The following is a 23,533-nucleotide window of genomic DNA, read 5'->3' as shown; positions in this document are numbered from 1 at the left end:
GTGTCTATCGTGTCGGCTCGTCGGCGGCGTCGGCCGCCCAGCGCTCGGCCAGCGCGCTCAGTCCGGAGACGTGCGAGCCCTTGAGCAGCACCACGGCGCCGGCGTGTTCGCGTGCCAGGCGCGCGACGACGGCGTCCGCCTGGCCGGTGTCGTGCACCAAGTCTACCGACGCCGCGGACCCGTCCCGCCCGGCGAGGGCCTGGCGCGCGCCCTGCGCGATCGCGCCGGCCAGCGCGTCGACGTGGGCGTCGGCGGGGCTGCCGACCGCGACGATCGCGTCGACGCCGCAGTCCAGCGCGTACGCGCCGACCGCTCGGTGCAGCGCGTCCTCGTCGGGGCCGAGCTCCAGCATCGCGCCGAGCACCGCCACGCGGTACGGCCGCGCCCCCGACGCGGCGCCCCACTGGCGCAGGCCGTCGAGGCCGGCGCGCATCGAATCGGGGTTGGCGTTGAACGAGTCGTCGATCAGCGTGAACGAGGCGTCGCCGCGCCTCACCTCGGACACGGCCATGCGGTGCGGGCTGATGCGGCGCAGCGAGCCCAGAACCGAGGCGACGGCGGCGGCGTCCATGCCCAGCCGCATCGCCACGCCGGCCGCGGCCAGCGCGTTCATCACGTTGTGGGCGCCGCGGATGCCCAGCGTCACCGGCTGCTCGGCGCCGTCCGGGCCGACCAGCGTGAACGTGGGGCGGTCGTCGCCGTCCACGGCCACGTCGCGCGCGCTGACGCCGCCGGACAGGGCGCGCTCGTCATGCATGCCGAACCACAGCACGTCGCCGGGGGCGATCGGCGCCATCGAGGCGACGTTCGGGTCGTCGGCGTTGAGGATGGCCGCGCCGCCGGGCAGCAGGCCGCGCACGATCTCGCTTTTGGCCTGCACGATGCGCTCGACCGAGCCGAACTCGCCCAGGTGCGCGGTGCCGACCTTGAGGACCACGGCGAGGTCCGGCGGGGCGATGCGCGTCAGGCCGGCGATCTCGCCGACGTGGTTCGCGCCCATCTCGGCCACCAGGAAGCGCGTGCGCGCGCCGACCCGCAACGCGGTCAGCGGCAGGCCGATCTCGTTGTTGAACGAGCCGACCGGCGCGACGGTGCCGCCCAGCGAGCCCAGCAGGGCCGCCAGCATGTCCTTGGTGGTCGTCTTGCCCACCGAGCCGGTGACGCCGACGATCGTGAACGGGTCCGGCTCGGCGCGCCGGCGCGCGATGTTGTGCGCGGCGAGCAGGCCGAGCGCGGCCACGGTGTCGTCGACGACGATCTGCGCCAGCGGGGCGTCGACCCGATGGTCGACGATCGCGGCGACGGCGCCGTCGCGCGCCGCGCCCGCCACGAAGTCGTGGCCGTCGACCCGTTCGCCGGCGATCGCCACGAACACCGAGCCCTCGCGCACCTGCCGCGAGTCGCTGACCGCCGACGTGGCGGTCGCCCCGGCCGCCCTGGGGCCCTGCGGCGCGCACACGAGCCGGCCCCGCACCGCCTCGGCGATCTCGCCGAGTCCCATCGGCATCATCGTCGCCTGATCGTTCACGTCCGTTTCCGTCCTTTCCATCCGGCGTCCCGCCGCGGCCTACCGCAGCTCCCTCGAGACGCGCAGCGCGCTTTTGATGTTGGCCTTGCGCACGCCCGCGGCCATCGTCATCGCGATGGCCAGCGACAGGTGCCCGGCGTCCTGGCTCTCGTAGGACAGCGAGGCCTGCTCGGCCAGCGCGTCGGACTCCTCGGTGCGCGTCACGACGTGCCCGTGGCCGGTGACCACGCAGCCGTAGCGCTCGCAGGTCCGGCGCACGTGCTCGCGCAGCGCGTCGTCGTTCCGCCCGCACACGCCGACGACGTCGACCGTCACCGACCGCAGGGCGTCCGCGCGCAGCGTGTCCCCGTCCATCGCGATGATCACCGCCGCGGCGCCGTCCTCCGCGCACACCGCGAGCGCACGCTGCATGTCGAGGATGCCGAGCGGGTAGTCCAGGTCCAGGTAGCGCTCCAGCGATTGCGAGTCGGAGGCGCAGACCACGCCGACCGGGTTGCCGAGCATGTGCAGGAAGTCCGCCAGCTCGCGCACGTCGCGGTGCACCGACTCCGGGTCGGCGCCGTCGACGGCGAACACGGCCAGCGCCCCCGAGGGCGAGCCGGCCATCTCGTCGGCGATGACGCCCAGCTGGTGCGCGGTGGGGTCGGCGAACAGCAGCGGCATGCCGACGTCCGCCACGCGCCCCTTCATCGAGCGCGGCACCATCGCGGCGTACGCGCCGCGGCGCTGCACCTGCTCGAGCAGTTCGGACGACACGATGCTCGGGGCGACGTACAGCGACCCGGGATGCACGGAATCCACGTCGTCGGCCAGGGAGGTCACCGTCACCCCCGCGGCGAACGGCGGCACCAGGTCGAAGCCATGCCGCTGCGACAGGTCGCCCAACGTCATCCGGCGCGAGCCGGACTCGCTCACTGCACTCATCTGAAGGCCTTTCTCTTCCGCTCGTCCTCCGGGAGCCTACCAATCCACCGGGATAGCATCGGTGCGCGGCGACGAGGTGGGCACCTCGTATTTCTGCATAAGGAATTCACCAATCTTGGCGAACAGCGGGCCGGCGCTCAGGCCGCCATAGCGGGCCGACTGCGGGTCCTTGACGACCACCGTGACCACGAACCGGGGGTTGTCCGCCGGGATGATGCCCGACCAGTCGCACACGATCGAGGTCAGCGAGCCGTCCGCGCCGGCGACCTCGGCGGTGCCGGTCTTCGAGGCGACGCGGTAGCCGTCCACCGAGGCGACGTTCGCGTACTCCTCGGCCACCGACTCCATGGCGTTGAGCACGTCGGCGGCCACGTCCTCGTCGACCACGCGCTCGCCGTCGCCCTCCTCGGTCTCGGTGACGTGCCCGTCGGGGTCCGTCGTCGACTTGACCAGCGACTGCTCCTGGCGCACGCCCCTGTTGGCGATGGTGGCGACGATGTTGGTCAGCTGCAGCGCGTTGACGGTGTAGCCCTGGCCGAACAGCACGGTGTCCTTGGTGCGCCCGTCCCAGTTCTCGGCCGCGGACAGCAGGCCGTTCGTCTCGCCGGGCAGGTTCAGGCCGGTGGGCTGGCCGACGCCGAACTTCGTCAGGAACTCGTAGCGCTGCTCGTTGGTGTAGTTCTCGGCGGCCATCACCATGCCGACGTTCGACGAGTTCTGCAGGATGCCGGCGAGCGTCCAGTGCTCGCTGCCGTGCTGCGTGGCGTCGTGGAACTCCTGGCCGTCCTTGTTGATGCTGTACGGGACGGTGAACTGGTCGGTCGCCTGGTGCAGGCCGGTCTGCAGCAGCCCGGCCATCGTGATGACCTTGCCGATCGAGCCGGGCTCGAAGGTCTCGCTGACCGCGCGCGAGACGGTCATCTTCGCTGCGTCGGTGCCGGCCTCGATGTCGTCGGTGTCCTCCAGCGCGATGATCTCGCCGGTGCGCACATCCTGCACGACCGCGATCGCCCAGCTGGCCTTGAGCTCCTCCAGGCCGTCCTGGATGACCTGCTTGACGTACCAGTCCACGTCGCGGTCGATGGTCAGCGTCACGTCGGAGCCGTTGACGGCGTCCTGCGAGTCGGTCACCGTGCCGGGGATCACCTCGCCGCCGTTGCCCTGCTGGTAGGTCACGTAGCCATCGGTGCCGGTCAGCGTGTCGTTCAGCGACTGCTCCAGGCCGGAGGCGCCGGCGCCCTCGTCGTCGACGCCGCCGAGCAGCGCGCCGATCAGGTTGTCGGTCGAGTACACGCGCTCGCTGGTCAGCTCGCAGTACACCACGCCGCCCAGGTGCAGGTCGTCGATCCGGCGCTTGACCTCGGGGGTGACGTCCCTGGCGATCACCGTGTAGCGGTTCGTGCCGTCCAGCTGCGCGCCCAGCTCCATCGTGTTGACGTCGAGCACCGTGGCCAGCAGGCGCGCCACCGCGGCGGCGCCGGTCACGCCCACGGGCTGGTCGTCGATCGCGTGGCAGTACCCCAGGGTCTTGGCCTCGGTCGTGCCGCAGTCCACCGGCTCGAAGGTGGAGATGGTCAGCGGGTCGCCGATCACGTCGTAGCGCTCCACGCTCTGGGCGAGCACGTTGCCGTTGGTGTCGAGGATCCGGCCGCGCTGCGCGCTGACGGTGCGCGTGTAGGTGCGGCTGCGCGTGGCCGCCTGCGCGGTGGCCTGGCCGGTGAGCAGCTGGACCCCGGCCAGCTGGATCAGGCACGCCGCGGCCACCACGGCCAGCGCCGCGCCGACGGCGATGCACTTGGCCGCGAACCGGTTGCGCCTCGCGAATGCGATCATCGAACGGATCATTGCGCACCCCCACTTGGCTGGTAGTCGCTCAGGTCGATGGAGATCGACCCCTCCTGCGGGACCATGCCCATCTCCTTGGCCTTCTCGGGCAGCGAGGCCTCGAGCTCGTCGAGCCGGCTCTGGGCATCCTGCACGTCCTGGTTCAGCGTGGCGATGTTCGACTCCACCTGCGCGGCCTCGAACGAGTTCTGCACCATCTGGGTGCGCAGCGCCAGCGCGCCGAGCAGCGTCGCGCCGAGGAAGACGATCGACGCGGTGACGTGCAGCAGCGGCGTGGTGCGCGAGCGGGTCCACTCGATGATGCGGCCCAGGCGCCGCGAGACGCTCTGGTCGTCGGCGCGGCGGCCCTTGACCACGCGCAGCTGCGGTCTGGTGGCCGCCGGCGTGGCCTGCGCCGGGCGGCCGGCCGGCTGGGTCTGCGCGCCGGAGCGTGCGCTTCGTGCTGGAGCGGGCATCGTCATCGCCTTCTTCCGTTGCGGTGTGCGGACTGGTGGGTGTCGAATCGTCGTCGCCATCGGTCGGGTATCGGCCGGACCAGCTCGACGCCGCGCAGCCGCACCGAGGCCGAGCGCGGGTTGCGCGCGATCTCCTCGGCGTCGGCCTTGACGGCGCCGCGGGTGATCTCGCGGAAGAACGGCATGGCGTCCGGGGGCACCATCGGCAGCCCGTCCGGCACGTCCGCCTTCAGCCCCTGCGCCATGAACGACTTGACGGTCTTGTCCTCCAGCGAGTGGTACGACTCGACGACCAGGCGGCCACCCACGTTCAGGCGGTTCGCGATCTGCGGCAGCGTGCCGGCCAGCTTGTCGAGCTCGCCGTTGACCTCGATGCGCAGCGCCTGGAACACGCGCTTGGCCGGATTGCCCGCCGGCCGGTGGGCCTGGGGCACGACCTCGTCGACCAGGCCGGTGAGCTGGCTGGAGGTGGTCAGCGGGTGCGCGGCGCGCCGCCGCACGATCTCGCGGGCGATCGGCCGGGCGAAGCGCTCCTCGCCGTAGGCGCGGAAGATCCGCGTCAGCGCGTCGACGTCGTACTCGGCGAGCACGCGCGCCGCGGTCAGCGTCTGGCCGACGTCCATCCTCATGTCGAGCGGGGCGTCGTGCGCGTACGAGAAGCCTCGTTCGGTCTCGTCGATCTGCAGGCTGGACAGCCCCAGGTCCATGAACACCGCGTCGACGCCCGTGACGCCGGCGCGCTCGAGCACCTCGCCGAACGCGTCGAACGCGGCGTGCACCGGGGTGAACCGCCCGGCCAGGCCCTCCTGCTCCATGCGCCGCGTGGCCAGCTCCAGGGCCTCGGCGTCGCGGTCGATGCCGATCAGCCTGGCCTGGGGCGCGGCCTTGAGGAACGCGACGGCGTGCCCGGCCAGGCCCAGGGTGCAGTCGACGGCGACCGCGCCCTCATGCCGCAGGGCCGGCGCCACCAGCTCCACGCAGCGGTCCAGCAGGACCGGCCGGTGGATCGTCTCGTAGTCGTTCGTGTGCATCAGAAATCCACCACCGGAAGTATGTCGTCTGCGGTTTCGGAGTATTCCTCTTCCTTCTGCTCGAGGTAGCGCTCCCACGTCTGCCGGTCCCAGATCTCGGCGCGGGTGCCCACGCCGATCACGACGATGTCGTCCTTGAGCCGGGCGTAGGTGCGCAGCAGCTGGGGCACCAGGACGCGCCCCTGCTTGTCGGGGACCTGGTCGGAGGCGCCCGACATGAACACGCGCGAGTACTCGCGGGCCTCGCGGTTGCTCACCGAGGTGCGCTGGATCTGCGCCGCCATGCGGCGGAACTCGCGGAACGGCAGGAGGTAGACGCACCGTTCCTGGCCCCGGGCGAGCACGACGCCCCGGCCGAGCAGCGTGCGGAACTTGGCTGGCAGGGCCAAACGTCCCTTGGCGTCGATCTTCGGGGTGTAGGTGCCGAGCAGCAGCGGGGGCAGGGTGTCCTCGATCGGGTCGAAGGCGGGGTCGGAGCCCATCTCGGCGGCGGAGGTTCCCGGCTGCGCCGATGCGAATGCGTCGCCCATTGACCCCCACCTCCTTTGTTGTGTTTTGATAGACTCCTGCCACGGCTGATTCACCACTTTACCCCACGACTCACCAAGAATCCCCACCCGTCCACAAAACGCTTACCCTTTTCCCGGATAATGGCCGTCCGCGCACGCCGGACCGGACGTCGGGCGCATGCGGCGGCCGCGGCTCGACGCCGCCGGACGCGCGCCCTCGCGCCCGGTCCGGCGCATGCGGGCGGCCCCGCGCGCCGGCGGCGGGACGCGGCCCCCGCATTTCCCCGTGCACCCCGTGCGGGCCTCTTCGCCCCGGCATACATACCGGGCGGCACGGCGCCGCGCCGAAGACGGACGCCGCCGCGCCGCGGCCGTTCATGCTCCGGCTCCGGCGAGGCCGCCGCCGTCGACGGTCAAGGGCCGCGCGCCACGGCCACGCATGCAGGCGGCGGCACGGACCACCGGCGAAGCAGCGGGCAAGGCCCGTCCGGGACGCCATGCGCGCGGGCTGCGGCGCGGACCATGGTGCCGGACGGAACCGCCCGGCACGCTGTGGTATCGGCCTTGCGGTACATTGGATTGCCCAAGTTTTGTCAGGAAGGGACGGCACAACCAAGATGTCAGGCTACGCTTCCCAGCTGCAGGAGGAGCAGCATACGGTGGATCGCGCCTACGGTCGGCTCGACGAGATGCGCGCGCAGGTGCGCGCGCGGCTGGATGCGGTGCGCGCCGCGGGCTCGCACGGCTCGCCCACGCAGCGCACCGAGCGCGACTCGTTCGCCACGATGTACGAGGACCGGCTGGCGCAGCTGCGCGCCGTCGAGGACCGGCTGGTGTTCGGCCGGCTCGACGATGCGGCCGGCGAGCGCCGCTACATCGGCCGCATCGGCCTGTCGAGCGAAAGCCACGAGCCGATCCTCACCGACTGGCGCGCCGAGGCCGCGCGCCCGTTCTACGAGGCGACCCCGTCGAACCACGGCGACATCGTGATGCGCCGCCACATCACGCTGAACTTCCGCGAGGTCGTCGGCGTCGAGGACGAGGTGCTCGACGTGCACTCCGAGCAGGTCGGCAGGGCCTCCGCGTCCGGCACGCTGACCGGCGAGGGCGCGCTGCTGGCGTCGCTCAGCTCGCGCCGCACCGGCAAGATGACCGACATCGTCGCCACCATCCAGGCCGAGCAGGACCGCATCATCCGCTCCGACCTCGCGCACGCCGTCGTCGTGCAGGGCGGCCCCGGCACCGGCAAGACCGCCGTGGCCCTGCACCGCGCGGCCTACCTGCTGTACACGCACCGGCGCACGCTGGAGCGTTCCGGCGTGCTCGTCGTCGGCCCGAGCACGGCGTTCCTGCACTACATCGACCAGGTGCTCCCCTCGCTCGGCGAGACCGGGGTCGTCAGCCGCACCATCGCCGACCTGATCCCCGGGGTCGTCGCGGGCGCCGAGGACTCCCCGCGCGCCGCGCAGCTCAAGGGCGAGCGGCGCATGGCCGACGCGATCGCCAACGCCATCGCCGCCCGCGAGCGCGTGCCGCGCGACCTGCCGACCATCCGCATCAACGGCTTCGCCGTGCGCATGACCGCCGCCGACGTCCAGCAGGCCATCACCGACGCGCGCCGTACCCGGCAGCCGCACAACCGCGCCCGCGAGACCTTCGTGCGTTCGATGATGGAGTCGCTGCGCACGCGCTACGCCGAGCAGCTCGACTACACGCCGGAGCGCGCCGAACTCAACGACGTGGACCAGCAGCTGCGCATGAACGACGAGGTGCGCAAGACGCTCAACCTCGCCTGGCTGCCGATGAGCGGCGCGTGGCTGATCGACCAGCTGTTCTCCAAGCCGGTGCAGCTGCGCCGCTTCGCCCCGTGGCTGACCGACGAGGACATCGAGGCGCTGATGCGCGACAAGGGCGCCCCGCTGACCGTGTCCGACATCCCGCTGCTGGACGAGGCGATGGAGCTGCTGGGCCCCGACCCGCGCGAGGCCGCGCGCCGCGCCGCGGCGGACGCCAGGCGCGCCGAGGAGGAGCAGTTCGCCAAGGACACGCTGGCGCAGGCGGGCATCGGCTCCGGCATCGTGACCGCAAGCATGCTGATCGACGGCATCAACGGCGCGGACGCCGAACTGACCGCCCAGCGCGCGGCGGCGGACCGCGAGTGGACCTACGGCCACATCGTCGTCGACGAGGCGCAGGAGCTGACCGCGATGGACTGGCGCATGCTGATGCGCCGCTGCCCCTCGCGCTCGTTCACCATCGTCGGCGACGTGGCGCAGACCTCCGCGCTCGGCGGCACCCGTTCGTGGCGGCGCACGATGGACCGGCTGTTCGGCGAGCACGGCTGGGACCTCAACGAGCTGACGATCAACTACCGCAACCCGCAGGAGGTCTCCGACCTGGCGTCCGGGTTCGCCACCGGCGAGGGGCTGTACATCTCCACGGTCCACGCGGTGCGCGCGATCCCCGACTCGGTCGAGCGCGTCACCGTCGACGGCGTCCTCGCCCTGCGCGACGCCGTCGCGCGGCGCACCGTCGAGATGGCCCGCCGCTTCGTCTCGTCCGACGGCACCGGCCGCGTCGCGGTGATCGTGCCCGAGCGCGAGCTCGACGACTGGCGCGGGACCGTCCGCCGGGCGCTGCGCGACGCGTTCGACGCGCGCGAGTTCGCGCGGCTCGACGCGCAGAGCGCCTGGGACGCGCAGGTGTGCGTGTGCGGCACGCAGGCGGTCAAGGGACTGGAGTTCGACGCGGTGCTCGTCGTGCAGCCCGCGGCCATCGAGCAGGAGGCCGCCTCGCGGCTGGTGGCGGCCGCCGACCTGTACGTCGCGATGACCCGACCGACCCAGAAACTGCTTATAGTGCGGACAAACGAGGACGAATCCCAGCTGGCGCTATAGCATGGGGCGTATGCCCAAAGCACTGCTGTTGGAAAACATCCACCCGTTCGCCGCACAGTCCCTCAGGGACCACGGCTTCGACGTCGTCACGATGAAGGGCGCCCTCGGCGAGGACGAGCTCATCGAGGCGCTCGACGGCGTCGACCTGCTCGGCGTGCGCTCGAAGACGATGGTGACCCGCAGGGTCATCGACGCCCGGCCGACGCTCAGCGCCGTCGGATGCTTCTGCATCGGCACGAACCAGGTCGACCTCGAGTACGCCGGGCGACGCGGCATCGCCGTGTTCAACGCGCCGTACTCGAACACGCGGTCCGTGGTGGAGCTGGTGATCTGCGACATCATCTGCCTGATGCGCCGCATCCCCGCCCACACGCACCACCTCAAGCACGGCCTGTGGGACAAGTCGGCGTCCGGCTCGCACGAGGTGCGCGGCAAGACGCTCGGCATCATCGGCTACGGCAACATCGGCTCGCAGCTGTCCGTGCTGGCCGAGGCGCTCGGCATGCGCGTGGTGTTCTACGACATCGAGGAGAAGCTGGCGCTCGGCAACGCTCGCCGCGCCGCCAGCCTCAACGAGCTGCTCGAGCAGTCCGACGCGGTCACGCTGCACGTCGACGGCCGCAAGTCCAACACCGGATTCTTCGGCGAGGAGCAGTTCGGGCACATGAAGCAGGGGGCGATCTTCATCAACTGCTCCCGCGGATTCGTCGCCGACCTGGGCGCGCTCAAGCAGCACCTGGAGTCCGGGCACCTGTCCGGCGCGGCCGTCGACGTATGGCCCGTGGAACCGAAGAAGAGCGGAGACCCGTTCGTGACCTCGCTGGCCGACGAGGACAACATGGTGCTCACCCCGCACATCGGAGGCTCGACGCTCGAGGCGCAGGAGGCCATCGGCCACTTCGTCGCGCAGCGGCTCGAGGACTACTGGTTCCGCGGGTCGACCAGCCTGTCGGTGAACCTGCCGCAGATGACGGTCGGCGCGTGCGGCGCCGCCGCGCGCATCGCCCACCTGCACGAGAACCTGCCCGGCGTGCTCGCCGACGTGAACAACGTGCTCGGCGACAGGAACATCAACATCCTCGCGCAGTCCCTCGGCACGCAGGGCGAGCTCGGCTACGTCGTCACCGACGTCTCCGAGAAGCCGGACGCCGAGGCGCTCGAGGCCCTGCGCAGCCTCAAGGGCACCATCCGCATGCGCGTCATCGGCTGAACGCCGCCGGCGCCTCGGCCGGCCATGGCCATCCGCGGCCGTTTCGGTCGAATGCGGTCGAACGCGGTCGAATGCGGTTAAATGCGGTTAAATGCGGTCGAACGCGGCCAAATGCCGTCGAGTGCGATTCGCAGTCAATGGCACTTGATTGTCAATGGCACTTGATTGCGGTTGGCCGTGGTCGGCCATGCCGATCGCGGCCAACCGCCTGCAATCGTGGCCAATCGCCTTGGATGCGGCCGACTCATCGCCCTGCCGTTCCGCCGTCGCGCTCCGCCGAACGGGACGGCGCACAGGCGCGGCCCCGGAATCGCAAAATCCCGGAGCCCATGGCGAACCGTGCCGCATGGCGACGGCATGGCCGCAATCAAAAGGTCCCGGAACCGCAAAGATCCGGAAGCACACGGCTCCGGAATCAGAAAATCCAGAACCGGAAGTTCCGGAACCGCAAAGATCCGGAACCGGAAAGTCCCGCAATCATGCGGCCTGCTGCTTGAGCATGTCGATGGCGCGCTGGAAATCGTCGAGGTTCTCGAAGTTCTGGTAGACGCTGGCGAAGCGCATGTAGGCGACCACGTCGAGCTCGCGCAGCGGCTCGAGGATGGCGCGGCCCACCTCCTCGGACCTGACCTGGGCCAGCCCCCGGGAGCGCAGGTCCTCCTCGACCCGCTGCCCCAGCGCCTTGAGATCCTCCTCCTTGATGGGACGTCCCTGGCAGGCCTTGCGGACGCCGGAGATCACCTTGCTCCGGTCGAAGGGCTCGACGTTGCCGGAGTTCTTCAGAACCAGCAGCATCGTCGACTCGACGGTCGTGAAGCGCTTCGAGCAGCGCGTGCATTCGCGGCGTCGGCGAATCGAGTGGCCATCGTCGCTGATTCGCGTGTCAACGACTTTGGTGTCGGAATTTTGGCAAAACGGACAGTGCATGCCCATAAGATAACCCGAGCGGCGGATTACCGGGCGTGTCGCGCTTGACGAAACCATCGGATCACGGCATGGGGACCACCAGCCGCTGCCCGGCCTCGATGCCGGCCGACTGCAGTCCGTTGAGTTCCATCAGCGTCGCCACGGTCTCCGAGACGTCGCCCCCGGCCGGGGTGATCCTCGCCGCATAGTCCCACAGCGTATCCCCCGGACGCACCGTATACGAGGTGACCGCCATGTCGCCCATATCGGACCGCGCCACCTGCGGGAACACCGCCGCGAACCCGGCGAGGGCCAGCAGCACGGCCAGCAGCACGGCGGCGATCCGCCCCCGCGACGTCAGCGCGCGACGGCCCGGTGCGCCCGCCGGCCGGGCGGACGTGTCACCGCCCGACCGCACACCGCCCGGCCACGCGCCACCCGTCCGCACGTCATCCATGCGTGCATCATCCATGCGTGCATCATCCGTGCGCACGCCGCCCGACCGCACACCACTCAATCGCATGCCATCCGGCCGCACATCATTCATGCGCAAGTCATCCGTATGCAAGTCATCCATACGCGCGTCGTCCACGCGCACGCCGCCCATACGCGCGAACCCCATCCAGGCCAGGACCGCCCGCACCAGACCGGTCCGCATGCGACGCGCCCGCGGGCCGCCCGCATGCACGACCCCCGCACCCCTTCGGGCGGAGCACCCGGCGCCGTTGCCCTGAACCGCCATGCCAGTCGTCATCGCGACCACTCCTTTCGAACACATGTTCTATCGAACATCTGTTCTGATTGTGGCACAGATGTTCGACAAACGCAACCCGCGCGTCGAACAGATGTTTGATTTCATATCCCGTTCACGTTATGCTGGTAGCACCAGGCCGAAAGGAGCACCCGTGAGCACCAATCCCCCCACCCCGACCCCCGGGGCCGACCGCCGTGAGACCCCGGCGCTGACCGACCGCCAGCGCAAGGTCCTCGACGCCATCCGCGCCCACGTCGTGCAGCACGGCTTCGCCCCCTCGTTCCGCGAGATCGGCGAGGCCGCCGGACTGAAAAGCCCGTCCTCGGTCAAGCACCAGCTCCAGGTCCTCGAAGACAAGGGACTCATCCGCATGAACGCCAACAAGGGCCGCGCCATCGAGCTCGTCGACGACGATCCCCAACAGGGCGCCGCCGCCGTGCTGCCGCTCCCGGACGGCGCCGCCGGCGGGTCGATCGTCGAATCTCGCGACGTCCCGTTGGTCGGGCGCATCGCCGCGGGCGTGCCCATCACCGCGGAGCAGCACATCGACGACGTCATGCGCCTGCCCAAGCGCCTCACCGGCACCGGCAACCTGTTCATGCTCGAGGTCCACGGCGACTCGATGGTCGACGCGGCGATCTGCGACGGCGACTTCGTCGTCGTCAGGGAGCAGCACACCGCCCAGAACGGCGACATCGTCGCGGCGCTGCTCGACGACGAGGCCACCGTCAAGACCTTCCGCAAGGAGAACGGGCATGTCTGGCTGATCCCCCACAACCCCGCCTATTCCCCCATCGACGGCACCCACGCCGAGATCATGGGCAAGGTCGTCACCGTGCTGCGCAAGCTGTAGGCGGCCGTATCACGCCACGTCCGGGTGCTGCCGGGAGCAAGCCGCCGGCCTCGATGATCGTCCGAAAAGTCTCGCATCACGCCACGTCCGGGTGCTGCCGGGAGCAGGAGCGGACGCCGCCCGAGCCGCCGGTCACATCACGCCACGCCCGGGCGCGGCACCCAACCGCGGCCCACATCCGGCCGCGTCGCGCGGACCGCATAGCACCGACCGCACCATATCGCCCTCACCAAACCGCCCGCACCATGCCGTTCGGCTGCCGCCGCGCCGGCCTCGCCGCGCCGCGGGAACGCGCCGCACGACCACGGCGGCGGCCCCATCAGGCGTGCAGCTGCGCGGCGCTCGGCGACTCGTATCCCTCCGGTTCGAGCTGGAACGTCGTATGCCCGACCGACACCGGAAAATGCTCGCGCAGGCAGGCCTGCAGCGCGGAAAGGACCTCGGAGGCCTCGTCCATCGTCAGCCCGCGCTCCACCACCACATGGGCCATCAGGATCGGCAGCCCGGTCGCCACCGTGCTGGCATGCAGGTCATGCACGGCGACCACATGCGGCACCCGCTCCAGATGGGCGCGCACTTCGTCCAGATCCAGCCCCTCCGGGGTCTCCTCGAGCAGCACCCTGACGGCCGACGCCAGCAGCTTCAGCGCGCGAGGGATCATCAGCAGCGCGATGACCCCGCCGGCGACCGCGTCGAACCCGGACCATCCGGTCGCCATCATCACCACCGCGGAGACCACCACGGCGACCGACCCCAGCGCGTCGTTGAGCACCTCCAGAAAGGCGGCGCGCATGTTCATGTTGTCGCCGTGCCGCGAGGCGAGCAAGGCGATCGAGACGACGTTGGCGACCAGCCCCAGGACGCCGAAGAACAGCAGCAGCCGCACATCGCGAACGCCGTCGCCATGGTCGCCGAACAGCCGCATGCCCGACTCGGCGAGCGCGTAGACGCCGACGAACAGCAGCACCGCCGCGCCGGCCGCCGCGGTGACGACCTCGAGGCGCGCCCACCCCCACGTCTTCGTGCTGTCGGGCCTGCGCCGCATCAGCACGGCCGTGATCGTCGAGGCGACCAGCACCGACATGTCGGTCAGCATATGACCGGCGTCCACCAGCAGCGCCAGAGACCCGGTGACGATCGCCCCGACGACCTCGGCCAGGAACACCGTGCCGGTCAGGGCCAGCGTCATCATCAGCCGCCGCTGGTGCGACCGCCCCGCCTGCACGGCGGCGCCCCACGCCTCACCGTCCGTCGCCGGTCCGGAACCATTCGCCCCCGATGCGCCGACGCCATGCATATGCGCCATATCCGCGCTCCTTTCCCGCCACACCGACGCCGCACGACGCCGAAACGATGCGAGCCGGCTCCGCGAACCGCCACGGCATGCCCGCACGCCATTCACCCCGGCGCACACGCCGTCCCGGTCGCATTCGGCGCCATCGCAACGCCACCTGCGAATCGGCCGCACGGCGGGAACCTTCACACCCCGCCGGCATATTCTCACCATAATGGCCCTTATTGAGAATTTCAAGAACAACAGCACGAAAAATCGTTGTTTTCTCAGCAATTAATGATGCATCTCATTCTCAATAAGAGAGAAGCCATCCGCCCTGAGCACATGCCGGAACCACTTGGGCCCGCGCGCCGGCCGGCGGGACCGCCCGGCTCCGCCTCCGGCGAGCCCGGACCGCCCCTCCCTGACCGCGCCCCGCAACCATGCCGTTCGGCTTTGCCGCCCGACCATATTCGCGCGACCGCGTCGTGCGGCCATATCCGTGCGAGCGTGTTCACAACGGCACGGTCGCACGATACCGCCGCAACGCCGACCCAACATCGCCGCCATGCCCTTCCGCCCCGCTCCGACGCCTCGAATCGCATTACGTGGAGCGGATTCAGGCTTCTGCGGACATCGATATGCACTACGTGAGGCAGCGTTGCCCGCCACAGCCGAGTATCGGTGGCGGAATACCGGGAAATCCCTCCATCGGCACCGTCCAAGGGTGCCTCAGCTAAGCCAGTCGGATGATTGCAGACCCGCAAATCCGCCACACCTAGTCCAGATCGCCGCGATTCGGCTCCGCCAGACCGACGATACGCCCACCGCAGGCATGAACCACCGCACTCCGGCGCCGCGGATTCCGATCCGCCGGAATCATATTCCGCCAGAATCGCATTCACCCAGAATCGCATTCGATCAGAACCGCATTCGGTCAGGATCCCGCTCCGACGGAATCGCGTCTAGCCGGAATGCCGCCCCGCCAAATACACGGAACCCCGGCCGCCACTGGCGGCCGGGGCCCGCATCATACGCGCGATGCGCCGGATCAGAAGCCGAACTTGGCGGCGGTCTCCTTGAGCGTCTCGGCCGAGCGCTTCAGCGCGGCGAGCTCGCGGTCGGACACCGGGGTGTTGATGCGCGAGTTCACGCCCTGACGGTTGATCAGGGTCGGCACCGACATGCACACGTCGGAGATGCCGTGGAAGTCGTCCAGCATCGAGCTGACCGGCAGGATGCGGTTCGTGTCGTGCAGCACGGCCTCGATGATGTCGACGCCGGACATGGCGATGGCGTAGTTGGTCGCGCCCTTGCCCTGGATGATCCGGTAGGCGGCGTTCTTGACCTCCTGGTGGATCTCCTCGCGCTTGTCCGCGTCCAGCGCCTCATGGCCGGGCAGCGGCTTCCAGTCGCACATCGGGACGCCGCCGATGGTGGCGGAGGCCCACAGCGGCACCTCGGAGTCGCCGTGCTCGCCGGCGATGTACGCGTGCACGTTCTTGACGTTGACGCCGGTCTGCTGCGCGATCAGGAAGCGCAGGCGGGCCGAGTCGAGGTTGGTGCCGGAGCCGAACATCTGGTTGGACGGCAGGCCGGAGAGCTTGAGCGAGACGTGGGTGACGACGTCCACCGGGTTGGTGATGAGCATGTAGATGGCGTTCGGGGCCACATTCACCACGCTCGGCACGATGGACTTCATGATGTTGATCGTCGCGCCGGCGAGATCGAGGCGGCTCTGGCCCGGCTTCTGGCGGGCGCCCGCGGTGATGACCACCATGTCGGCGTCGCGGCAGATCTCGACGTCGTCGGACCCCTGGAGCGAAACGGTCGGGAAGAAGCTGGAGCCATGCTGCATGTCGAGCACCTCGGCCTCGACACGTTCCTTGTTGATGTCTTCGAGAACAATCTCGCGGGCCACGCCGCGCTGCGCCGCGGCGAAGGCGAGGGTGGAGCCGACGGCGCCGGCACCGATGATAGCGAGCTTCGTGGGCTTGATGGGGGAATCCGCCATGTTGTTGACCTCTCTTAGCGACATACATCCCCCGGCGTACTACCGGGTTTCATGACAACACGTTTCACTCTATCCACACACTTTGACGTTTCGCGCACGACAATATACGGCACTCCGACGCGTCACGCCACGCGCACGCGCACGCCATCCGCCGTCCCGGCCGAGCCGGCGGCCGCTCGGGGGCCGCCCCCGCCGAAGACGCCCGGCTCAGCCGATGGACCGTTCCACGATCTGGGCGGCCAGCCGGCTGTCGACCTGCGCCTCCAGCATCACGCCGTCGTCGCGGTACTCCACGCTGTCGACCTTGCCGTACTCGCGCACCTGTGACAGCAGCGCCCCGGCGCTGTACGGCAGCAGCGCCGAGACGTGGACGTTCGGCGTCGGCAGCGCCGCCTCGACCGCGGCGCGCAGGTCGTCGACGCCCTCGCCCGTGGCCGCGGAGACGACGAACGCGTCGGGCATGAGCGAGGCGATGCGCCCGCGCGCGGCCTCGTCCATCATGTCGGCCTTGTTGAACGCGACGACGGTGGGGATGTCCCCCACGCCCTCGATGCCGGCGAGCACCTCGTTGACGGCGTCGATCTGGGAGAACGGGTCGGGATGCGAGCCGTCGACGACGTGGACGATCAGGTCGGCCTCGCCGACCTCCTCCAGCGTCGACTTGAACGCCTCGACCAGTTGCGTGGGCAGGCGGCGCACGAACCCGACCGTGTCGACGTAGGCGTAGAGCCGCCCGTCCTTCGCGCGGGCGCGGCGCACGGCCGTGTCCAGCGTGGCGAACAGCGCGTTCTCGACCAGCTCGCTCGCCCCGGTCAGCCGGTTGGTCAGCGACGACTTGCCGGCGTTCGTGTAGCCGACCACGGCGACGGTCGGCAGGCCGTAGCGCCGGCGCGAGCCGCGCTTGACGTCGCGGGCGGGGGCCATCTGCGCGATCTGCTTGCGCAGCCTGGCGATGCGGTTGCGGATCACGCGGCGGTCCATCTCGATCTTGGTCTCGCCCGGGCCTCGCGAGCCGATGCCGCCGTCGGCGCCGGCCGCGCGGCCGCCGGCCTGCCGGGACAGCGACGCGCCCCAGCCGCGCAGTCGCGGCAGCATGTACTGCAGCTGGGCGAGCTCGACCTGCGCCTTGCCCTCGCGGCTGGTCGCATGCTGGGCGAAGATGTCGAGGATGACGGCCGTGCGGTCGACGACCTTGACCTTGGTGGCGTCCTCGAGCGCACGGCGCTGGCTGGGCGGCAGGTCGTCGTCGACGATGATGGTGTCGGCCTCCTCGCGCGCGACGATGTCGGCGATCTCCCGGGCCTTGCCGGAGCCGACGTAGGTGGCGGCGTCGGGCCGGTAGCGGTGCTGCAGCAGGCCGTCGCACACCTGGGCGCCCGCGGTCTCGGCGAGCGCGGCGAGCTCGCGCAGCGACTCCTCGGCCTGCGACTGCGTGGAGGTCGCGCTCGACCACACGCCGACGAGCACGACGCGCTCCAGACGCACCTTGCGGTACTCGACCTCGGTGACGTCCTGCAGCTCGCCCAGACCGGTGACGTGCCGCAGCGCGTTGCGCCCCTCGCGCTCCTCCCACAGCTCGTCGGAGTCCCGCGCGGCCCCGGCGCCGCGCCGGTCGTCGTCGAGCAGCACCTCGGAGCGCTCGGCCAGCACGTCGCCGCGGCCGGCGGCGTCCCCCGCCGCGGGCTCCGACCGGTCCGCCCGCGGCATGCCGCCGTCCACAGCCTTGAGATCCTCGTGTTCCGTCACCTGCATCCGCCCATCATCGTCGCATCGTGCATGAATCAACGCCTCATTATCCGTGACCAAGCAGACAACGGCGAAGCCGCGGGCGAAACGTCCGGGCGTCCGGCCGGCGCGGCGGCGAGGTGGCGGGCGCCCCCGGTCGTCCGCGACCTGCTTCGTCCACGTCGGAGGCGCGGCGGCGAGGGAGCGGGCGCCCCGCCGCCGGCGCCGGGCATCCGCCGCTCGCTCCCCCGGCGTACAATCGGCAGGGTCCGCGGGCCCGCGGGCCCCGGGCGTCCGGCCCGGCGTCCGGCCCGCGGCGGGCATGGCGACCACCACACGAGGAACGGATCCATCAATGAGCGAACAGTACTTTTCGGCGACGCCGGCGTCCGAGGACGTGCGCCGCACGCTGCATGCGACCCTGCGCGGCTTCGAGGCCGACGTGCAGACCTCGCGCGGGGTGTTCTCGGGCTCGCGCGTCGACCTGGGCACCTCGGTGCTGCTGCGCCATGCGCCGACGCCGCCCGAGCGCGGCACGTTCCTCGACCTGGGCTGCGGCTGGGGCCCGATCGCGCTGGCGATGGCCTTCGAATCCCCGCAGGCCGACGTCTGGGCGGTCGACGTCAACGAGCGCGCCCTCGAGCTGACCGCGGGCAACGCGCGCCGCAACGGGTGCGACCGCATACACGTCGCGCAGACCGACGAGCACGGCGCGCCCCTGCCCGACGTCCGGGTCGAGGGCGCCGAGACGGTGCCCGACGGCCTGACCTTCGACGCGATCTGGTCGAACCCGCCGATCCGCATCGGCAAGCAGGCCCTGCACACGCTGCTGATGGCCTGGCTGCCGCGGCTGAACGCGGGCGGCGCGGCGTACCTGGTCGTGCAGCGCAACCTCGGCGCCGACTCGCTGATCCCGTGGCTGGCCGGCGAGCTCGGCGAGGGCTACGCCGTGGGCAAGTACGCCAGCTCCAAGGGATTCCGTATCATTGAAGTCCTGCGGCGATGACCTCCGCCGACGGCGGGCCGCCGCCCGGCGGGCATGTCCGCGCCGGCCGGCGGTCCGTCCGCGCCCCGGGGATCGCCGACGCCGTTCCGGCACCGTGCCGGAACGTTCCGGGGCAACGCAGAGGAACAGGGGTCTATGAAGTTCGAGTATCCGCAGGAGCTGCCGGTCAGCGCCGCCAAGGACGAGATCGCGCAGGCCGTGCGCCGTTCGCAGGTCGTCATCGTCTCCGGGCAGACCGGCTCGGGCAAGACCACGCAGCTGCCGAAGATCCTGCTCGAGCTCGGCCGCGGCAGCCACGGCCGCCAGATCGTGCACACGCAGCCGCGCCGCCTCGCCGCGCGCACCGTCGCCGAGCGCATCGCCGCCGAGATGGACGTCCGTCTGGGCGACGAGATCGGCTACCAGGTGCGCTTCACCGACGAAAGCTCGCCGAGGACCAGGCTGCGCGTCGTCACCGACGGCATCCTGCTCGCCCAGATCCAGCGCGACCCGCAGCTGAGCCGCTACGACACCATCGTGATCGACGAGGCGCACGAGCGCAGCCTGAACATCGACTTCCTGCTCGGCTACCTGACGGCGCTGCTCCCCCGCCGCCGCGACCTCAAGCTCGTCATCACCTCCGCCACCATCGACTCGGTCAAGTTCAAGGAGCACTTCGAGCGCGCGCTGCACACCGACGTGCCCGTCATCGAGGTCTCGGGCCGCACCTATCCGGTGCAGATCGTCTACGAGCCGCTCGGCACCGCCCCCGCGCTGATGCGCACGGTGCCCGGGTTCGAGACCGGCGCGATGCCGGGCGACAGCGCCTACGCCGAGCTGTCGACCGCGCCCAGCCGCTCCGAGCGCGAGGGCCGCAGCCGCGAACGCGAGACCCCGGTCGACATGCCCACCGCCGTGGCGCGCGCCTGCGCCGAGCTGGTCATCCACTCCAGCCACGTCACCGGGCCGCGCGACATCCTGGTCTTCGCCTCCGGCGAGCGCGACATCCACGACTTCGAGGCCGCACTGCGCCGCCACTGGGGCCCGCGGGTCTCGGACATGCGCCGCCCCGACGCCATCGAGGTCGTGCCGCTGTTCGCCCGCCTGTCCGCCAAGGAGCAGCACCGGGTCTTCGAGCCGCACGACCGCCAGCGCATCATCATCGCCACGAACGTGGCCGAGACCTCGCTGACCGTGCCGGGCATCCGCTACGTCGTCGACCCGGGCACCGCGCGCATCTCCCGGTACTCGAAGACCGCGAAGGTGCAGCGCCTGCCGATCGAGCCGATCTCGCAGGCGAGCGCCGACCAGCGCGCCGGCCGCTGCGGCCGCGTCGCCGACGGCATCGCGATCCGCCTGTACGGCCGCGAGGACTACGAGACGCGCCCGCGCTTCACCGAGCCGGAGATCCTGCGCACGTCGCTGGGCGCGGTGGTCCTCCACATGCTCAGCGTCGGCGTGGCCCGCACCGCCGAGGACGTCACGTCGTTCGGGTTCATCGACCCGCCGGACATGAAGGCCGTCTCCGACGGCTTCAACGAGCTCGTCGAGCTCAAGGCGATCGCCCGCAAGCGCGGCGGGGTGACGCTGACGCATATCGGCCGCCAGCTCGCCCGCATCCCGATCGACGTGCGCCTGGGGCGCATGGTCATCGAGGCGGCGCGCTCGACCACGCCGAACACGCTGGCCGCCGTGCTCGTGGTCGTCGCGTTCCTGAGCCTGCAGGACCCACGCGAGCGCCCCGACGAGAACCGCGATGAGGCCGACCGCATCCACAACCGCTACGCGGACCCGGGCAGCGACTTCCTGACCGCGCTGAACATCTGGGACCGCGTGTTCCAGGCGGACGGCGAGCCGAGCAACTCGGCGCTGCGCCGCATCTGCAAGACCGAGTACTTCAGCTGGCTGCGCATGCGCCAGTGGCGCGACCTGGTCGCCCAGCTCACCGAGATGTGCCGCGAGCTCGGGTTCCGGGTCGGCGAGCCGCTGCCGGTCTCGCGTCCGGACCTGAAGATCCGCCAGCTGCCGATCAACCAGCAGGCGGCCCACTCGCTGTGCTGCTCGTGGGACGCCCAGGGCGTGCACACCTCGATGCTCGCCGGCCTGCTGTCGATGATGGGCATGCAGGTGCTGCGCGAGCCGAAGGCCTCCGATTTCGCCGGCCTCAAGGGCGCGGCGAAGGCGCGGGCGATGAAGCGCGCCCAGAAGATGGCCAAGAACGACTACCAGGGGGCGCGCGGCACGCGGTTCGCCCTGTTCCCGGCCTCCAGCGTCGCCAAGACGACGCCGCCCTGGGTGATGAGCACCGAGCTGGTGGAGACGAGCCGGCTGTGGGCGCGCTATTCGGCGGCGATCGACCCGGCGTGGGCCGAGCCGCTGGCCGGCTCGCTGACCCGCACGACGTACGCGGAGCCGCATTGGTCCGGCTCGCGCGGCTCGGCCGTGGCCAGCGCGAAGGTGCTGCTGTACGGTCTGCCGATCGTGCAGGACCGCACCGTGCAGTGGGGCCGCATCAACCCGCCCGAGGCGCGCGACTTCCTGATCCGCCAGGGCCTGGTGGGCGGCGACATCCAGCAGCGCTTCCAGTACGACGCGTTCGTGCAGCGCAACCTCGACGTGCTCGAGGACGCCGCCGAGGACGCGAGCCGCACCCGCCAGCTCGCCGGCACGGTGAGCGACGAGGACCTGTACGACTTCTACAACGCGGTCGTCCCCGCCGACGTGACGTCGGTGGCCGACCTGGCGAAGTGGTGGCGGGGCGTGCACGACGAGCACCCGCATCTGCTCGACTTCGACCCGGAGAAGGTGGAGCGGCTGGCGACCGCCGAGTCGGTGAGCCTGGACGACTACCCCGACCAGTGGCACACGCTGGGCACCGACGGCACGCCGATCGACCTGAAGCTCAGCTACGTGTACGACCCGCAGGCCGAGAACGACGGCGTGACCGTGCACATCCCGATCAAGGCGCTCTCCCGGCTGACCCCGGAGCAGTTCTCGTGGAACGTGCCGGGTCTGCTCGACGAGCTGATCGTCGGGCTGATCAAGGCGCTGCCCAAGGCGCTGCGCGTCCAGTTCGTGCCCGCGCCCGACACCGCGCGCGCGATCCGCGCGTGGATCGACGGACATTACCCCGACCTGCCCGGCTCGGGCGAGCGCCAGAAGCCGAACCTGCCGCCCGAGGACGCGCCGGTCGAGGTCGCCGAGGCGACGCGCGGCGCCGCCTGGCCGGACTTCGCCCATGTGTTCACGCAGGCGGCGATCCGCGTCGTCGGCGCGCAGATCCACCCCGAGGTGCTCGGCCCCGAGCTGTGGGACAGGCTCTCGCCGTACCTGCGCATGACGTTCTCGGTCGAGCAGACGATGCCGCCGGCGCGCGACCGGCATGGCCGCCGCCACGGCCGCGGCACGGCCAAGGTGCTGGGCGCCGGCAAGGACCTGGCCGCGCTGCAGCGGCGCTTCGCCGAGCAGGCGGAGGCCTCCGCCCGACAGGTCGTGCGGCGCAAGGCGCAGGCCGCCGGCGACCAGGGGCGTCTGGTCGAGCGTGCGAACCTGCTGCAGAAGGCGGGGGCGACCACCGAATCGCGCGCCGCGATGCTGTGGCGCGGCGCCCTGGACGCACTGCGCCTGCCCGCCGAACGCATCTCCTCGCGCTGGCTCGGCGCCGAGGCGCTGATGCTGGCCTCCGCGCCCTACCGCTCCACCGCCCAGCTGGTCGAGGACCTGCAGCTGGCGGCGGTCAAGCGGCTGCTGCCCCGCATCGACGAGCTGGACGACGACCAGGCCCTGGCGCAGGCCGTGGCCGGCGTCGGCCAGGTGTACGAGGACACGGTGTACGCGGTCGCGCACGACGTCATCGCCATACTGCGCCGCCACGCCGAGGTCGACAAGGCCGTGTCCGGACCGGCCGACCTGCCGATGCTCTCGGTGCTGCAGTCGATCCGCGAACACGCCGCCTCGCTGGTCCGCCCCGACTTCGTCGGCGCCACGCCGCCCCTGTCGCTGCCCCGCGTGGAGACGTACCTGCATGCCGACCTCATGCGGCTGAACAAGGCGAAGGCCGACAAGAACCGCGACGTGCGCTGGGCCTGGGAGGCCGACGAGGCCCGCCAGCTGGTCGACGCGGCGCGGGCGCGCGCCGAGGCCGAGCCGGCCGGACCGCGGCGCGAGGCGCTGGCCAAGCAGGCCGAGACCGCACGCTGGATGCTCGAGGAGTTCTACGTCTCGCTGTGGGCGCAGGAGCTCGGCACCGCCGGTCCGGTGAGCCTGCAGCGCATCCGCAGGGCGCTGGGCTGAGCCGCGGCCCCGTATCCGCGCCGCGGGACCGCCTCCTCTCGGCCTCCATGCCGGACCGTTCCCGTCGCCCGCCTCCGCGCCGCGGGACCGACCACAGACCGGCGTGGCGCCCGGCCCGGCGTCACGGCCCGCGCGGGCGCCGACCCGTCCCGCCTGGCGGCGGAAACAGCCCCTCGGTCGCACGGCCCGCCCCGGGCGCGGACACGCCCATTACAGTATTAGGTGAGTCCTCAAATTGATTCGGGACTTGGTCGCCGACCGCGGTATGGCTCTTTCGCCCTGTCATTTCCATGATCCGGGGGGTGCTGCCGCCGCGGACGGGACGCTTGGT

The 23,533-nt window shown here is 70.9% G+C and carries 16 protein-coding genes; 5 read left to right on the top strand and 11 right to left on the bottom strand.

Going from position 1 to position 23,533, the window contains the following annotated elements; translation table 11 throughout:
- Positions 1-4: 4 nt before the first annotated feature.
- The 6 genes from KIH73_RS09625 to mraZ are packed head-to-tail and all read right to left on the bottom strand — an operon-like array spanning position 5 to position 6,265.
- Positions 5-1,510: a UDP-N-acetylmuramoyl-tripeptide--D-alanyl-D-alanine ligase gene (locus KIH73_RS09625; RefSeq protein ID WP_219082977.1), complete on the bottom strand. Its 1,506-nt coding sequence runs from the start codon at positions 1,508-1,510 to the stop codon at positions 5-7.
- 57 nt (positions 1,511-1,567) lie between these two features.
- Entirely contained in the window at positions 1,568-2,452 is an 885-nt protein-coding gene (locus tag KIH73_RS09620) for a UDP-N-acetylmuramyl peptide synthase (RefSeq protein WP_219082957.1), read from the bottom strand.
- A 36-nt stretch (positions 2,453-2,488) separates the two neighbouring features.
- Complete coding sequence (locus tag KIH73_RS09615; protein ID WP_219082955.1) at positions 2,489-4,285, bottom strand: peptidoglycan D,D-transpeptidase FtsI family protein; 1,797 nt, start codon at positions 4,283-4,285, stop codon at positions 2,489-2,491.
- A gap of 8 nt (positions 4,286-4,293) precedes the next feature.
- On the bottom strand, positions 4,294-4,752 hold the full coding sequence (gene ftsL / locus KIH73_RS09610) for a cell division protein FtsL (RefSeq protein WP_219082953.1): 459 nt from the start codon (positions 4,750-4,752) through the stop codon (positions 4,294-4,296).
- A 2-nt stretch (positions 4,753-4,754) separates the two neighbouring features.
- On the bottom strand, positions 4,755-5,783 hold the full coding sequence (gene rsmH / locus KIH73_RS09605) for a 16S rRNA (cytosine(1402)-N(4))-methyltransferase RsmH (protein ID WP_219082951.1): 1,029 nt from the start codon (positions 5,781-5,783) through the stop codon (positions 4,755-4,757).
- Positions 5,783-6,265, bottom strand: a complete 483-nt coding sequence (gene mraZ / locus KIH73_RS09600; protein WP_236022709.1) for a division/cell wall cluster transcriptional repressor MraZ — start codon at positions 6,263-6,265, stop codon at positions 5,783-5,785. The genes rsmH and mraZ overlap by 1 nt, the downstream gene beginning before the upstream one ends.
- 644 nt (positions 6,266-6,909) lie before the next feature.
- Here mraZ and KIH73_RS09595 point away from each other — a divergent pair.
- Positions 6,910-9,189: a HelD family protein gene (locus KIH73_RS09595; protein WP_219082946.1), complete on the top strand. Its 2,280-nt coding sequence runs from the start codon at positions 6,910-6,912 to the stop codon at positions 9,187-9,189.
- Positions 9,190-9,199: 10 nt separating this feature from the next.
- Positions 9,200-10,399 (top strand): phosphoglycerate dehydrogenase, encoded by a 1,200-nt coding sequence (serA, locus tag KIH73_RS09590; RefSeq protein WP_219082944.1) that lies wholly within the window; start codon positions 9,200-9,202, stop codon positions 10,397-10,399.
- Positions 10,400-10,876: 477 nt separating this feature from the next.
- Here the strand turns inward: serA and nrdR are convergent, their stop codons facing one another.
- Together nrdR and KIH73_RS11010 are read right to left on the bottom strand one after the other, a co-directional pair.
- Positions 10,877-11,326: a transcriptional regulator NrdR gene (nrdR, locus tag KIH73_RS09585; protein ID WP_219082942.1), complete on the bottom strand. Its 450-nt coding sequence runs from the start codon at positions 11,324-11,326 to the stop codon at positions 10,877-10,879.
- Between the two features lie 61 nt (positions 11,327-11,387).
- Positions 11,388-12,059 carry a LysM peptidoglycan-binding domain-containing protein gene (locus tag KIH73_RS11010; RefSeq protein ID WP_236022707.1) on the bottom strand — a complete coding sequence of 224 codons (672 nt, stop codon included), beginning with the start codon at positions 12,057-12,059 and terminating at the stop codon, positions 11,388-11,390.
- Positions 12,060-12,150: 91 nt separating this feature from the next.
- Here KIH73_RS11010 and lexA point away from each other — a divergent pair, with 91 nt between their 5' ends.
- Positions 12,151-12,912, top strand: a complete 762-nt coding sequence (gene lexA / locus KIH73_RS09575; protein WP_219082973.1) for a transcriptional repressor LexA — start codon at positions 12,151-12,153, stop codon at positions 12,910-12,912.
- Positions 12,913-13,231: 319 nt separating this feature from the next.
- Here the strand turns inward: lexA and KIH73_RS09570 are convergent, their stop codons facing one another.
- From KIH73_RS09570 to hflX, 3 genes are all read right to left on the bottom strand, one after another.
- On the bottom strand, positions 13,232-14,218 hold the full coding sequence (locus tag KIH73_RS09570; protein WP_219082940.1) for a cation diffusion facilitator family transporter: 987 nt from the start codon (positions 14,216-14,218) through the stop codon (positions 13,232-13,234).
- Between the two features lie 1,018 nt (positions 14,219-15,236).
- Positions 15,237-16,199 carry an L-lactate dehydrogenase gene (locus tag KIH73_RS09565; protein WP_219082938.1) on the bottom strand — a complete coding sequence of 321 codons (963 nt, stop codon included), beginning with the start codon at positions 16,197-16,199 and terminating at the stop codon, positions 15,237-15,239.
- 207 nt (positions 16,200-16,406) lie between these two features.
- Positions 16,407-17,906 carry a GTPase HflX gene (gene hflX, locus KIH73_RS09560; RefSeq protein ID WP_219082971.1) on the bottom strand — a complete coding sequence of 500 codons (1,500 nt, stop codon included), beginning with the start codon at positions 17,904-17,906 and terminating at the stop codon, positions 16,407-16,409.
- Positions 17,907-18,279: 373 nt separating this feature from the next.
- On the opposite strand from hflX, the gene KIH73_RS09555 reads away from it, so the two are divergent.
- Positions 18,280-18,930 (top strand): class I SAM-dependent methyltransferase, encoded by a 651-nt coding sequence (locus KIH73_RS09555; protein ID WP_219082936.1) that lies wholly within the window; start codon positions 18,280-18,282, stop codon positions 18,928-18,930.
- 135 nt (positions 18,931-19,065) lie between these two features.
- A complete protein-coding gene (locus tag KIH73_RS09550; protein WP_219082934.1) occupies positions 19,066-23,202 on the top strand; it encodes a DUF3418 domain-containing protein in 4,137 nt (1,378 codons plus the stop codon).
- Positions 23,203-23,533: the final 331 nt, after the last annotated feature.

The organism is Bifidobacterium phasiani (assembly GCF_019331775.1).
GTDB lineage: Bacteria > Actinomycetota > Actinomycetes > Actinomycetales > Bifidobacteriaceae > Bifidobacterium > Bifidobacterium phasiani.
The sequence above is the reverse complement of the archived record's forward strand: the minus strand, read 5'-3'. Positions and strand labels throughout refer to the sequence as shown.